14 protein-coding genes are annotated in these 12,622 nt (G+C 68.5%); 6 read left to right on the top strand and 8 right to left on the bottom strand.

The features are described from left to right. Window positions 1-258 precede the first annotated feature (258 nt). Window positions 259-1,032, top strand: coding sequence for a transposase family protein (locus AB0M95_RS36715; RefSeq protein WP_363775038.1), 774 nt, complete (start codon window positions 259-261; stop codon window positions 1,030-1,032). A 45-nt stretch (window positions 1,033-1,077) separates the two neighbouring features. Here AB0M95_RS36715 and AB0M95_RS36710 read toward each other — a convergent pair whose 3' ends face one another. The 4 genes from AB0M95_RS36710 to AB0M95_RS36695 all read right to left on the bottom strand — a co-directional run bounded on the left by AB0M95_RS36710 (window position 1,078) and on the right by AB0M95_RS36695 (window position 3,472). Next, on the bottom strand, window positions 1,078-1,263 hold the full coding sequence (locus tag AB0M95_RS36710; protein ID WP_363775035.1) for a hypothetical protein: 186 nt from the start codon (window positions 1,261-1,263) through the stop codon (window positions 1,078-1,080). 103 nt (window positions 1,264-1,366) lie between these two features. Next, a complete protein-coding gene (locus tag AB0M95_RS36705) occupies window positions 1,367-1,798 on the bottom strand; it encodes an integrase core domain-containing protein (RefSeq protein WP_363775032.1) in 432 nt (143 codons plus the stop codon). Continuing rightward, window positions 1,795-2,466, bottom strand: a complete 672-nt coding sequence (locus tag AB0M95_RS36700) for a helix-turn-helix domain-containing protein (protein ID WP_363775029.1) — start codon at window positions 2,464-2,466, stop codon at window positions 1,795-1,797. The genes AB0M95_RS36705 and AB0M95_RS36700 overlap by 4 nt, the downstream gene beginning before the upstream one ends. A 160-nt stretch (window positions 2,467-2,626) precedes the next feature. Next, the gene (locus AB0M95_RS36695; RefSeq protein ID WP_363775026.1) at window positions 2,627-3,472 is read right to left on the bottom strand and encodes a helix-turn-helix transcriptional regulator; all 846 of its coding nucleotides are present in this window, start codon (window positions 3,470-3,472) and stop codon (window positions 2,627-2,629) included. A gap of 102 nt (window positions 3,473-3,574) precedes the next feature. On the opposite strand from AB0M95_RS36695, the gene AB0M95_RS36690 reads away from it, so the two are divergent. Beyond that, window positions 3,575-4,513, top strand: coding sequence for an SDR family NAD(P)-dependent oxidoreductase (locus tag AB0M95_RS36690; protein ID WP_363775023.1), 939 nt, complete (start codon window positions 3,575-3,577; stop codon window positions 4,511-4,513). Window positions 4,514-4,607: 94 nt separating this feature from the next. Next, complete coding sequence (locus AB0M95_RS36685; protein ID WP_363775020.1) at window positions 4,608-5,018, top strand: hypothetical protein; 411 nt, start codon at window positions 4,608-4,610, stop codon at window positions 5,016-5,018. Between the two features lie 211 nt (window positions 5,019-5,229). Here AB0M95_RS36685 and AB0M95_RS36680 read toward each other — a convergent pair whose 3' ends face one another. The 4 genes from AB0M95_RS36680 to AB0M95_RS36665 form a co-directional block, all read right to left on the bottom strand. After that, on the bottom strand, window positions 5,230-6,918 hold the full coding sequence (locus AB0M95_RS36680; protein ID WP_363775017.1) for a tyrosine-type recombinase/integrase: 1,689 nt from the start codon (window positions 6,916-6,918) through the stop codon (window positions 5,230-5,232). 5 nt (window positions 6,919-6,923) lie between these two features. Next, complete coding sequence (locus tag AB0M95_RS36675; RefSeq protein WP_363775014.1) at window positions 6,924-7,172, bottom strand: helix-turn-helix domain-containing protein; 249 nt, start codon at window positions 7,170-7,172, stop codon at window positions 6,924-6,926. A gap of 307 nt (window positions 7,173-7,479) precedes the next feature. Continuing rightward, a complete protein-coding gene (locus AB0M95_RS36670; protein ID WP_363775011.1) occupies window positions 7,480-8,376 on the bottom strand; it encodes a DNA methyltransferase in 897 nt (298 codons plus the stop codon). Then, on the bottom strand, window positions 8,376-9,263 hold the full coding sequence (locus AB0M95_RS36665) for a hypothetical protein (RefSeq protein ID WP_363775008.1): 888 nt from the start codon (window positions 9,261-9,263) through the stop codon (window positions 8,376-8,378). Before AB0M95_RS36665 ends, AB0M95_RS36670 begins: the two co-directional genes overlap by 1 nt. A gap of 897 nt (window positions 9,264-10,160) precedes the next feature. On the opposite strand from AB0M95_RS36665, the gene AB0M95_RS36660 reads away from it, so the two are divergent. From AB0M95_RS36660 to AB0M95_RS36650, 3 genes are all read left to right on the top strand, one after another. Further along, complete coding sequence (locus tag AB0M95_RS36660; RefSeq protein ID WP_363775005.1) at window positions 10,161-10,574, top strand: hypothetical protein; 414 nt, start codon at window positions 10,161-10,163, stop codon at window positions 10,572-10,574. 354 nt (window positions 10,575-10,928) lie between these two features. Further along, window positions 10,929-11,873 (top strand): hypothetical protein, encoded by a 945-nt coding sequence (locus AB0M95_RS36655; RefSeq protein ID WP_363775003.1) that lies wholly within the window; start codon window positions 10,929-10,931, stop codon window positions 11,871-11,873. A gap of 319 nt (window positions 11,874-12,192) precedes the next feature. Then, a complete protein-coding gene (locus AB0M95_RS36650; protein WP_363775000.1) occupies window positions 12,193-12,621 on the top strand; it encodes a pilin in 429 nt (142 codons plus the stop codon). Window position 12,622 lies beyond the last annotated feature (1 nt).

Here is a 12,622-nt window from a genome sequence, read left to right as displayed (position 1 = left end):
TGCGGCGCAGCAGCGGCTCGACCCGGGCGCCGCCGAGCAGCGAGTAGTCCACGTTGTACTGGTTGGCCGGGGTGAGGCAGTTGGCCCCGCCCCTCTTCTGTGTCGTCAGAAACTCGTTCAATGAGCCTTTTGCATCCCCTGGCTGCGGGTTGCTGGTAACAGCGTGATCGCGAGCCTGGTGTTCGCCTGACGACGTAAGAAACCCCTGGTAGATGGATTGATCATCACAACCAGATTCGTCACAACCAGGGGCCTCGAATGCTTTTCTATCGTGCTGCCGTCGATTTGTCGCGTTCAACGCTGAACTACGTCGCCGGAGTGATCCGCCGGCACCGCAAGGCGATTGGGTCGGCCTGGCGGCTGCTCAACCCGGGGCAGCAGGCGCTGCTGGTGCTGGTCTACCTGCGTAAGGGCGAGACATTCAGCGAGCTCGGGGCAGGGTTCGGGGTGTCGACAGCGACCGCGTGGCGGTATGTGGAGGAGACCGTCGCACTGTTGTCGGCCCGCTCACCGAAGCTCGGGCAGGCGCTGCGCAAGGCAAAGCGGGACGGGCTGCACTACCTGGTGCTGGACGGCACGCTGATCCGCACCGATCGGATCGCCGCCGATCGGCCGTACTTCTCCGGCAAGCATCGCGTGCACGGGATGAACGTCCAGGTCATCGCCTCGCCGAACGGGACGATCCTGTGGACCTCGGGCGCGCTGCCGGGTAAGACGCACGACCTGAGCGCCGCCCGCATCTGGGGCATCCTGCGTAAGCTCGAACAGGCCGGGATCATCGTCTTGGCCGACAAGGGCTATCAGGGAGCCGAAGGCCCGGTCCGCACCCCGTACAAGGGCAAGAACAAGCCCGAGTCTCAGAAGCTGGCCAATCGCTCACACGCCCGCCTTCGCGGACCCGGCGAACGCGCGAACGCCCAGCTCAAGAGCTGGCGCATCCTCCGCAAGCTCCGCTGTAGCCCCAGCAAGGCCGGCCACCTCTGCAAGGCCATCGCCGTCCTTCAGAATCACCAAGTTGCGCACGCAACGTGAGGATGAAAAGCATTCAATATACACAGGTTGAATTCGTAGGGTCGGTCATGTCTTTGCCGGGGTATCGAGGGTGAGTCCGGTCTGGGTCAGGCAGCCGGTGAGCAGATGAGGCCGGTACTGGATCTTCTTCAGCTTGCGTTTGACGATCCGGACGAGTCCAGGCAGGTCGGCGACGGCGAAGTTGGCCAGGGCCCGGCGCAGCAGGGACCAGACGCCCTCGACGGGGTTCAACTCGGGCGCGTACGCGGGTTAACTGGACGATACGCAGCCAGTCGGCGTTCTCGGCGGCGAACTCGGCGAGCTGTGCGTCAGCCGAAAATTACGTCTGTGCAGTTCAAGCGGCGTGTGAGTATTCGTGGAGGATTCCTCCGAGCCGGTCGTGTCGGCGAATGTTCAGGGCGAGGATACGCGCCGGTTCGGTGAGCGGGTCGGGGGTGGCGCGGAGTGGAGCCGCCTGGTCGAGGGCTTGATGAGCGCGATGCTCGTTGTAGAAGCGTTCGTACTCGCCCAGTGCATGGCGTAGATGGCGTTCATTCCAGAGCAGGCAGCGGTCCAGCAGTTCGCGGCGGCAGGTCTGCACCCACCGTTCCATGATGGAGTTCATGCGCGGCATCCGGATGCCGGTGAGTACGGTCTGGATACCGACGTCGGCGAGGATCTCGTCCATGAGAGAGGGAAACTTGCCGTCCCGGTCTCGGATCAGGAACCGCGCCCGACAGCCCGCGTCCTCCAGGTCCATGACGAGATGCCTGATCGCCTGGGTCACCCAGGCTGCAGTCGGGCGGGCGCTGGTGCCGAGCACACGGATCGCCTGGTGGCGTGCTCGATGACAGCCAGGATGTAGTGGCGCTGTCCGTTGAGGGTGACGGTTTCGATGAAGTCGCAAGCCAGAAGTGCGTCGGCTTGTGACCGTAGGAAGTCGGCCCAGGTAGTGGAGGCCCGCTCGGGTGCCGGATCAAGGCCTTCCTTTTGGAGGATCTCCCAGACCGTGGACGGTGCGACCTTGAGGCCAAGTGTAGTGAGCTCCCCGTGTACGCGCCGATAGCCCCAGGATGGGTTCTCTCGGACCAGGCGCAGGATGAGGTTGCGGATTGAGCGGACTGTGGGTGGACGCCCTCGCCGCTTCGGCCGGCAGATACGGGCATGCTGCTGCTTCACATACTCGCGGTGCCAGCGCAGGATGGTGTCCGGGCGGACGACTAGCCGCAGCCGACGCAGAGCGGCTCGAGGCAGTGAGGTGAGGAGCGCCGCCAGGAAGAGGCGGTCTTCGGGGGCGAACCTCACCCGTACATTGGCGCCGAGCTGCCGTTCCAAGACCATGACCTGGTGGCGTAGAGCGAGAATCTCGGCGTCCTTGTCACGATCGCTCATCGGTAACAGCCGTAGCGCGGCGAAAGCGTTCGTGACCGTCAGATAGGCCAGACGAAGAAGCACGAACGATCATCATGCCGCACACAGCTTCCACCCCGAGCGGGTGAGACCGCCTATGCCACCCTGGGCTTCGCAAGGCCATGACCTGGCCGGATGGAATTGTCGGCAGACGCAAAGCTGGCACGCCCGATGGCGTGTCACCCAACACCCCAAACATTCGTGGTCAGAGCTGTAGCGACTGAGTGCCCAGGACGATGGCGAGGGCCAGGCGGTCGGCGTCCTCGGTGCCGGGCTCGGCGGTGTAGACGGTGATGCGCAGGTCGTCCAGGGCGACGAACAGCGTGTCGCAGTCGAGGGTGATCGGGCCGACCGCCGGGTGGTTGATTGTCTTTTGTCGGGACGTGTCGGTTAGGGGCGGTGGTGTGTCGGCGTCCCAGAGTTCGGCGAAGCGCGGGCTGCCGGAGGCCAGGTCGGTGATCAAGCGTCGCAGGGTGCAGTCGGCGGGGTAGCGCGAGGCCGTCAGGCGCAGGTCGGCCACGAGCCGGGCTTCGTGCTCGGCCTGCTCCTGCGGGGTGTGCACGACCCGCGAGGGCAGGCGGGCGACGTTGCGCCAGACGGCATTGCGTTCCAGGCCGCGCCAGGTGGCCGTCTCGCCCATGAGCGCGTCGTAGGGCGCGTTGGCCAGCACGAGTGTCCAGCTGGCGTCGTACACGACGACCGGGGTGTGCGACAGCCGGTCGAGCAGACGTTGCACGCTCGGGGTGACCCGCGACGGCACGATGCCCGGGCCGGGCGCGGCGTGCCCGGCCAGCCGGTAGAGCAGGTCGCGTTCGGTGTCGGACAAGCGCAGCGCTCGGGCCAGCGACTCCACGACCTGCGCCGACGGCGCGGTCGCGCGCCCCTGCTCGAGGCGGGTCAGATAGTCGGCCGAGATGCCGGCGAGCGCGGCCAGCTCCTCGCGGCGCAACCCGCTGGCCCGGCGTCGGCGGCCCGCCTGCACACCAACGGCCTCGGGTGCCACCCGGTCGCGCCAGCGGCGCACCGTCCGGCCGAACTCCCACGCTTCCACGCGCTCCATTCTGCGCATAGCCGCACGGGTTGTCCTGGCCCTGGCAGTCCTACGAAAACCGGACGACTGGGTGTGGCCAGACCGGTCCCGCAGGCTGGGGTCATGACCGACCCCGGAACCGTTCTGATCACCGGCCCGACCCGCAACCTGGGCCGTCACGCCGTGCTGGCCATGGCCGACCGCCCGGACGGGCAGCGCCCCGACCTGCTGCTGGTCGGCCGCGCCGGGCGGGACCTGACGGCGGTCGCCGAGGAGACCCGCGCGCGCGGCGCCGGCGTCCGCGAGATCGGCTGCGACCTGTCGCGCCTGGCCGACGTCCGTGCCGCCGCGGCCACCGTGCGCGCCCTGCTCGCCGCCGGCGACGTACGGCCGCTGCGCGCGCTGGTCGCCAACGCGGGCACCATGTCGGCCGACACCCGGCGGGCCTCGCCCGATGGCTACGAGCTGACTTTCGCCGTCAACTATCTCGCCCATGCCCAGCTCATCGGCGACCTGCTTGGTTCGTTCACCGCCCCGGCGCGGGTCGTGCTGCTCGGCTCGAACACCTATCACGCCAATTTCTGGCGCAGGCTGCTGGGCGTGCCGGAGGCCGAGTGGGCCGATCCCGTCGAGCTCGCCCGCCCGGCCACCGGTGAGCAGGCCCCGGGTATGGCCGCGTCCGGCGTCGCCTACTCCAAGGCCAAGTTGGCGATCCTGTACTACGCCCATGAGCTGCAGCGTCGCGCCGGCGCCGGGATCAACGTGTCGGTGTTCGAACCGGGCTGGATGCCCGGCACCGCGCTGGGCCGTGGCGCCCCCGAGGCGGTTCAGGCGATGAGCCGGGCCTTGGGCCGCGTACCCGGCGTGTCGACGCCGCAACGCTCGGGGCCACTGCTGGCTGCGATGGCCCTGGACGACAAGTGGGCGCACTTGCGCGAGGGCGCGTTCGTGGTGAAGACCAAGCTGACCGAGGTGCAGCCGGTCGCCCACGACCGCGACCGGGAGCGGCGCCTGTGGGAGGCGACCACCGAGCTGTTGGAACGCGCAGGCGCGTCGCGTTAGTACGTACCGCCCGGACCGTGCCGCACCGGGCTGTCTTTTTTCGGTCAAGAAGCGCGAGGCGTTCGCCATGCGTTAAAACGGTAGCGAGTGGACGGTGACACCGACCCCGGCGACCACCGGCTGGTACGGATCCTCCATCACCTCCCTGGCCTGGAACGACACCGAGGTGTGGGCCGGAGGCAGCGGGCAGGACGACGCCACCGCGCGCAGCGTCGGTTTGCTGCTGCGCTGGAACGGCACTGCCTGGCAGCAGGCGCCGAAACCGCCGCTGCTCGACGACTACCGGATCAAGCAGCTCGGCGCTGTGCCGGGCGGCGGCCTGTGGGCCACCGGCTACGGCACCAGGGAAACCGACGAGCGCATCGGACCCATCCCGGTACGGAAGGCGGCCCTCGGGAGACGAGTCCGGCTGCCGGGATCTTTCGTGGCCGTCTGCCTGGAGTCCATGACCGTGTACCAGGATGAAGCCAGCAACGGGCATGGTGTACCAGTTCCCGCATCGTGACGGATCGGCCGAGTGGTAGCTACTGGTGGTTTCGGAGATCGAGGCGATGCCGTCCCACGCGTTCGGGAATGCCGTCGAGCAGACCGTGCATGAGCTCTGGGTTGCCCCTCAGGAACGATATCTCCCCGAAATCGTCCATCCCCTCCCGGGGAGATAGGCCAGCAGCGGTCAATGCGGCAGGCCTACCTCCTGCTTAGTTTCTTCCGGACAGCTATCTGGTGGGCAGGTGGATCACGGCCCCGTCCGCTTCTGTGGTGGCGGCCTGACCTCCTGCTCCGCGATGAGCCGTGCCGCGTCGAGACGGAACCGATGACGGTGCGGAGAGGGGCTGCGCCGTGAGCAGGGCGGCGGTGGCTTCAGCTGCCGCGGCGGCTGCTTCGGGATAGACGCTGGTGTAGGTATCGCGGGTGAAAGCTGAGGACGTGTGCCCGAGTGTCTCCTGAACGATCTTGATATCGACTCCGGCTGCGAGCATGGCGGTTGCGGCTCCGTGGCGTAGATCATGCAGCCGGATCGGCGGCAATTCTGCCTGCTTGCACAGCGAGTAGAAGCGGTCGGTCACGTGCTGTGGGTGCAGCGGCCGACCCATCTCATCGGTGAAGACGAACCCTGAGTCCACCCAGTCCTCGCCTGCGGCCAGTTGCTCCCTGGCCTGCCGCTTCCTGTGCTCCTTCAGGATGGCCATCGTCTCGGCGTCCACCGCGATCTCGCGGTCGCTGGCGTCGGTCTTCGGGGTGCCCTGGATCGGGGTCCAGCCGAGTTGGGTGATCTGCCAGTGAATGCCGATTCTTGATGTCGCGAAGATGACGTCCGGCCACCGGAGGCCGACTCCTTCGCCACGCCGCAGGCCACGTACGGCGATCAGCCGATACAGGGCGAATAGGCGGTCTTGGCGGGCGTAGCCCAGGAAGGCTGCCGTCTGTTCGGGAGTCCATACCATGACGGGCGAGGGTCGGGACGTGCTGACGTAGGCGGCGATCGGATCGATCCGCTTGTATGCGTGTGCGCGCGTAAGGCGATCCAGGTGTTCGGCGTAGTTCTTGCGCCATTGCGTCACTTTCTCCTCGGTCCAGACAACCGGCCTGGGCCTGTCAATCGGTGTGAGCTCGACGACGGCGGCGGGGTTGAAGTCCAGTAGTCGGTCCTGGCGGATCGCGATGTTCAGCGCGTGCCGCAGGGTGGCGCGGATGCGATGCATGCTGGTGGTGCCGACCGGGCGCCGATACTTGACCGCTGCTACGCGAGCGGGGTCGCCGCTGGCGCGTTCGGTGGCGATGATGTCGTTGAACTCCTCGATCGCATCGAACATGCTCGCGATGTCGGACACTCGGAGGCGGTCCAGCCGAATGTCACCGAGGTAGGGGGTGAGGTAGAGCCGGACGTGCGATTCATAGGAGCGTTTCGTGGTCGCCTCGATAGCGCGCTTGCGCCCGAGGAACTCCTCCAACCACTCGGCCACGGTGATGTGCCGGTTCAGGTCCTGGCGGGTACGGACCTTGCGCCGCACCTCCTCGGTGTCCGGCAGCCTCTTGATGTCCTTGAGGACCGACAGCATCAGCTTGATGATCTGCCGCCGCACAGCGGGATCGTTGTCGAGGGCGAGCAGACCGCGGGCGTGATCCAGCTCGGCTTCGGCATCCTCCAACGTCGCAAAGCCGCTGCGCCGCAGCGGGCTGCGCCGCTTGCCATCGGCGTGTGCGGGCAGTTCGAGCTGATAGCCCCAGGAGCCGTGCGTCGTACTCCACCGCTGCCCGCCGTCACCATGCGGGCGACGCAGTCTGGGACACGTCTTGCCAAGCCGCTTGCCGGTGGCCGGCTCCTTGCAAGCACACGTTTTGAAGGTGGTCCCCTTGGCCACCGTGCTCAGCTCTTTGCTGTTCGTATCGAGGGCTTTCGCCATCGTGATCATCCTTCCTCGGGTGCCGGGCGGCTCCGGGTGCCGTCCGCGCAGGTGTGGTCGAGTAGCGCCCGCAGCCCGCGCACCGGCACCGCGTACCGGCCGCCGATGCGCAGCACCCGGCACGGGAACTCGCCCGCTCGGGCGAGGCGATAGGCCTTGGTGCGGCCCATGCCGAGCAGCCGGCCGGCCGTGAGCAGGCTGATCACCTCCGGCTCCTGCTGTGTCGCGCGATGGGTTGGGGTTGTGCTGGTCATGCATCACCTCCGTGACGTTGATGGGCAGAGCCGCTGGGACGCGCAGGATGCGTGGCCCGTACGGCCATGGCGGGCTGTGGTGGGCGCTCACGCCACCAACCCGGCCCCGGCCCGGCCTTTGGGCTGTGACCGCCCGTTCAGGAACGGGCGGTCACAGCCCCGGCGTCGGGGGCCGGGGCGGGGCGGGTGAGTGGCGGCGCTATCGACGCCCACCTCCACGCCCCACGTCAAGCGAAATCCGCAGGTCCACGCCCGCGCCCCAGCACCCGGCCCGAATGCGGGCCAGGAACCAGTGGGCTATGCGGGGCTACTCCAGCTCGCGGACTGTTGCGAGAGAAGAGCCAGGATCAGCCTCAGCCAGCAGCTGCGGCCGTCGGAGCACAAGAAGGTCCTCATGCGCGACGGCGTGGATCGGCACCCCGCGCGCCCATGCTTTGCGCGCCTCGTGGAGCTGGAAGAACGACGCCCGGTTGAGGAGGTGGCCGTCGCCGAGCCCGCACAGCAGGCACACGATCCGGTCCACGAACACCAGCCCGGCCTCCTCCGCCAGCCGGTGCACGTGGCCGGGCAGGTCGACGAGCTCGCCGCGCAGCCGGTAGGGCCGCACCGTGATCGCCGCGACCCCTCCCGGCCGCAGCAGCTCCACACAGCCGGCCAGGATGCGCCCGAACCCGTCGAGAAGCTGCGGGAGCTGCTGGTGGGCCAGGTTGGCGCGGTCGTTCGAGTAGCGCTGGTTCCACTTGCGCACGCCCGGCTCACCGGTATCACGGGTGGAGCGGATGTGCCCGTGCGTAGCCGCCCCGTACGGCGGCGAGGTCAGCACCAGTGCCGCCCGGCCGACCAGGTCGGGCAGCAGCCGGGCGATGTGCCGGGAGTCCCCGGCCACCACCCGCCCGAAGCCGGGCGCCCCGTTCTTCTTAGCGTGACCGAGATTGGCGACCGCCAGACGCGCCCACCGCTCCTCGAACTCCACGCCTGCGGTATGCCTGCCGAGGTGAACGGCCTCAACAAGGGTGGTGCCGATCCCGCACATCGGATCGACCACCAACTCACCGGAGGCGGTGTAGGTCTCGATCACTTTCGCGGCGATCGAGGGCAGCATCTTGCCCGGATGCCGCATCGACTCCGGCACATACCGGCCCCGACGCTGAACTCGCGACGGCCGCTGCCCCGTCGCCCACACCGACGTCGTCACCTCCACCATCAACCCTCACCCCCGACCCGCACGGTGCACCCGGTGGGCTCGGTGGACTCGGTGGCGCCCAGCGTGGTGAACAGCAACACGTCCGCGTGCATCCGTGCACTCGCTGGCAACCCCGCGCACTCCGGCAGCTCCTGGATCGCGTTCAAGGCTCGGCGAGAGAGATCCGGGTCGATGCGTTCGCCGCATGCGGGATGCCGCAGGGCGATGATGTGCTGCAGATACACCAGCCCCGCCTGCCGGGCACGGGCGATGATCTCGGGTACCGGGTCGACCACACCGTCGTCACGGTGCAGGCCGGTGACCACCACCAGATACCCGCCCGGCTTGACCAGCCCCGCCGCACGAGCGACACCGAAGACCTCGGGTTCGGTCTCGGGTTCGGCCTGGGAGTCCGGCCGGCCGGTGGACCGGCCCGCGGGCTGCTGGCAGGTCTGTTCGGCCACGACCAGCCCCGCGCTGCCCGCGAGATCAGCCAGCACCGAGGCTTCATCGCCAGGATCGGTGACGCGCAGGTCGGTGATCTCCAGGTCGTAGTCGGGGCGGGTGCGCGCGAGGCAACTCCAGGACACGCCTGCGCGGGCGACGTCGGCGAAGACGGCCACTGGCAGGCAACCCGCCGTTAGCGCGGCCGAGACGAGTTGATGATCGCTCGCGCCGAGATGGACCACCGTCTCGCCCAGCCGCGTACACGCCGCGACCAGGTGACGGGCCAGCGGGCCGCTGACCGGATAGCAGCACCCCGCCGGACAGGTCGCGGCCGATTCGGTGTCGGCTGCTGCCAGCCACACCGACAGCGGCAGATGCCCCCGACCCGCCTCCTGACCCTCACGGAACAGCCGAAGGCCGGGCTCGGAGAGCTGCGTGTCCTGTCCGGACGCGATGGACAAGGGGCCAGCCGGGGCAGACCCGGGAGCGGCAGAGGAACGGGTGGACGTGGATGCGGTTGAGGTGATGATCGGTTCGGTCATGTGGGTGTGGCCCAAAAGTGCCGGGCCACCGATCCCTGTCACTAGTCCAAATACCTGCCGCGAGACCCGAATTCGGACAGCCCATCACGTAAAGATTCGGCAAGATCAGCGGTGTGCGGTCTCGCACCCCCGCCGGACGCTACGGGCCAGGACGCCTCGGCTTCGCATCCACAACCTGTGGATAAGCGTGCCGGTCACTCCCTGGCCAGATCACCGGCTGTCTCGCCCGGAACCACGTACGGCCGCGCCTCACCTGCGCCATTCACCCTCCGCATTCAAGCGGTCACGACGATAATGGTGCGGCGTGCGGGTCGGATGTCTGCAGGGGGGCCAGCCTGTACAACGAGTGTGCCAGCCCGGCGTACCGCCCCCTCCGGGCCTGCGTCCACACTCCCGCGTCTCCTCCCTCCCGCGCACACTATGAAGCCTGTTTTCGCAGGTCACAGCGCTCTCGGACACTTTCCGGGCAACGCTCGTCACCGGCTCCACCACGACCGGCCTGTTCTTTTGCAGCGAAGTTTGAGCATTGTCATCGAAGGTTGGCGACCGCCAGGTTTCTCGCCGATGGTTAAGCGTGCAGGTCAGAGCGCTGCGTCGGACGTCAGGACGAGGGAACCGCTGCGGCCCCAGGCACATGCGCGGCCGTGCCGCCACTTCTTGAAGGCGCCGCGCAGCCCTCTCACCTGCGGCGTCCCCTCACTCAACGTTCGCTGAAAACGCTCAACCTTCGCTGCGAAAGGTCACGGCCGTCGTCGAACGATGCCACCTACTCTGGGAGCAGGACGCACCGAGACGTGTCAGCGGGAGCCGATCTGCATGCCGAGCCAGAAGGATGAACTGGCCGAACGCCGCTTCGCCAAGCTCGTCGACCAGGTCAAGACGATGATGTCCGCCGGCCTCAAGCCGGAGTACCGCGGCTTCTACGGCCAGCTCGTCCTCACCCGCAAAGCAGTAGCCGAACTGGGCGAGGTGGCCGAGGCCCGGCGAGCCGCGCGGGCGGCGGGACACCAGCTCGGCTGGAAGGTTCGCACCCACGCCACCGACGACGGAACGCTGTTCATCATCGATGACCGCGACCCGCCCCAGGAGATCCGGGACCTGGCGGCCCGCCGGTCCGCCGAGGCCGTCTCGGCCGTCATCGCCAACGCCCAGGCCGAGGCCCGCATGCGCCGCACCAGCGCGACCAGCACTCTCCGCAGCCGTCCACGCGACCCAGACCAGGGCCTCTGACCGGCCGCGCTGCAGCCCGAACCCGGCAGAGGCGATCCACAACCCGCACGGGTCCGCGCTTCGGTCCACCCGGTTGACGCAACCTTGACCCGAGACTTTCGGCCGTGTCCCGTTACCGCAGGTCAACGCCGCTTTCCGGGCGCGACGTCATGGACCACCTCTGCTGGCAACCCGACGCGCACGAGCCCGACATTCCGGCGCTTCCACAGGTCATCCGTGGTTCCGGAGCGCGACCCAAAACTGGCGTGATTTTTGCCGCGCCCGATGTCTGATCATTTCCTGCCCGATTCCTGTCCGGCCTCTCTGGCGACATGGCGACGTCCGAACCGACCACGCCTCATCGGGAGCCTCGCCATGCCTCACCCTTCGGCCCACCTCTCCACGGACACCACCACCAACCCGGCCGCCACCGGCCCGATCCTGACCAGCCCGGCCGCCAACCGCGCCGACCTGAACGGCGCACCCACGACCCGACCGGTCGAAGTGTTGCCCGCCATCGGCCTCGATGCGGACACCGCGCAGCCCAGCGAGGCGTCCGACAGTCCCGGCGGCAGCCCATGCGGCCGGGGCGGCCGGCTGCCGCTGGATGTGGCCGAGCACGCCTTCACCCTGCTCATGCGCGGCCCCGCCCCGCTCTCCATCGACGGCGCATTGCTCGGGCACGGGCTTGCGGCGCGGCCCATCCCGCTGCACGAGCTGCAGGCGATGCTGCTGCACCCGTCCTGCTCCCGCACCACCCGCGACCATGTGTGGCGGCACCTCATCAGCCAGGCACGCACCCACCGGGGCGCGTGGATGGTCGCCACTGTCGCCCTGGCCATCCCGATGCTGCGCCGCCTCATCACGACCCTTGCTGACAAGACCGTGGCCGAGCGGATCGACCGCGAGGACCTGGAAGCCGACGTGCTCACGGCCTACATGGAGGCCCTGTGCCGGGTGAACCTGGCCTGGTCCCACCCGCTGCTCCGGCTCTCCCGGCTCACCCACATCGCCGTCCTTCGCGCCCACGCCACCGACCGGCCCGGCCCGGTGGCCGACCCCGACCTGTCCGACCGCACCGACAGCGGCCAGCAGCCGCTCACCTACCCAACCGGTCATCCTGACGTGCTCCTGGCCCAAGCCGTCGCCCAAGGCGTCATCACCAAATTGGAGGCAGAGCTGATCGCCGCCACCCGGCTCGACGGGGTATCGCTCAGCGCCTACTGCCGCCGCCGCGGCCTGCTCTACTGCACCGCGCTCAAGCGCCGCCAGCGCGCCGAAACCGCTCTGTACCAGGCCCTCCAGCACGGCGACCTGTAGCGATCGCACCGGCGGTCAGCGGCGAGCAGCCAGCAAAGACTGCGCAAAATCCGCTGGCCCTCATGTCCTAACTCGGCCTTTCACCCAGGTCTTTTAACCACTGAGAAGGCAGCGCGGAGGACGCCCGGATCCGGCAGCGAGGGCCCGTACCTGGTCACCGGTCCCTGTCACCCGGCCCAGCCCACCAAGCATCGCCCGCTGAAGGAGGACGCCCACCGGCCCCGCGACCGGACCCGGCACCTCCGCGCCGCCTCTTACCCAGCCAACCACCACACCCAGTTCTCCTACGCACCATCGACATCCTGCCCGGGAGGCAGCCGTGATCCCACGCACCCGCTCCACCACCCGCAAGGCCCTGCTCATCACCGCCGTCATCCTCGCCGCCGTCACCTTCGGCACGTTCCTGGAACTCGCCCTGGCGCACTTCGCCCAAGCCACCACCACGACCACCACCGCGGCCACCGCCACCGTCACGGCCCTCGCCGCGGAAGAAGGCTCGGGCGGCGGGAAGGGCGCGAGCTCGCTCAACCAGGTCATCGACAACCTGCGCAACGTCATCGTCGGCCTGCTGGTCGCCCTGGCCACCCTGTTCCTGACCGTCGGCGGGGTGCGCTACATCCTGGCCGGCGGCGACCCCGGCGAGGTCGAATCGGCCAAGAAGACCCTGCGCTACGCCGCCCTCGGCTACGGCATCGCCGTCCTGGCGCCGCTGCTGGTCAGCGTTCTCAAGGGCATTGTCGGGGCCTGAC

This window comes from Sphaerisporangium sp. NPDC051017 (assembly GCF_040683095.1).
In the GTDB taxonomy this organism is placed as follows: Bacteria; Actinomycetota; Actinomycetes; order Streptosporangiales; family Streptosporangiaceae; genus Sphaerisporangium.
Note: the sequence above shows the minus strand (reverse complement) of the source record. Positions and strands in the feature narration are given on the sequence as shown.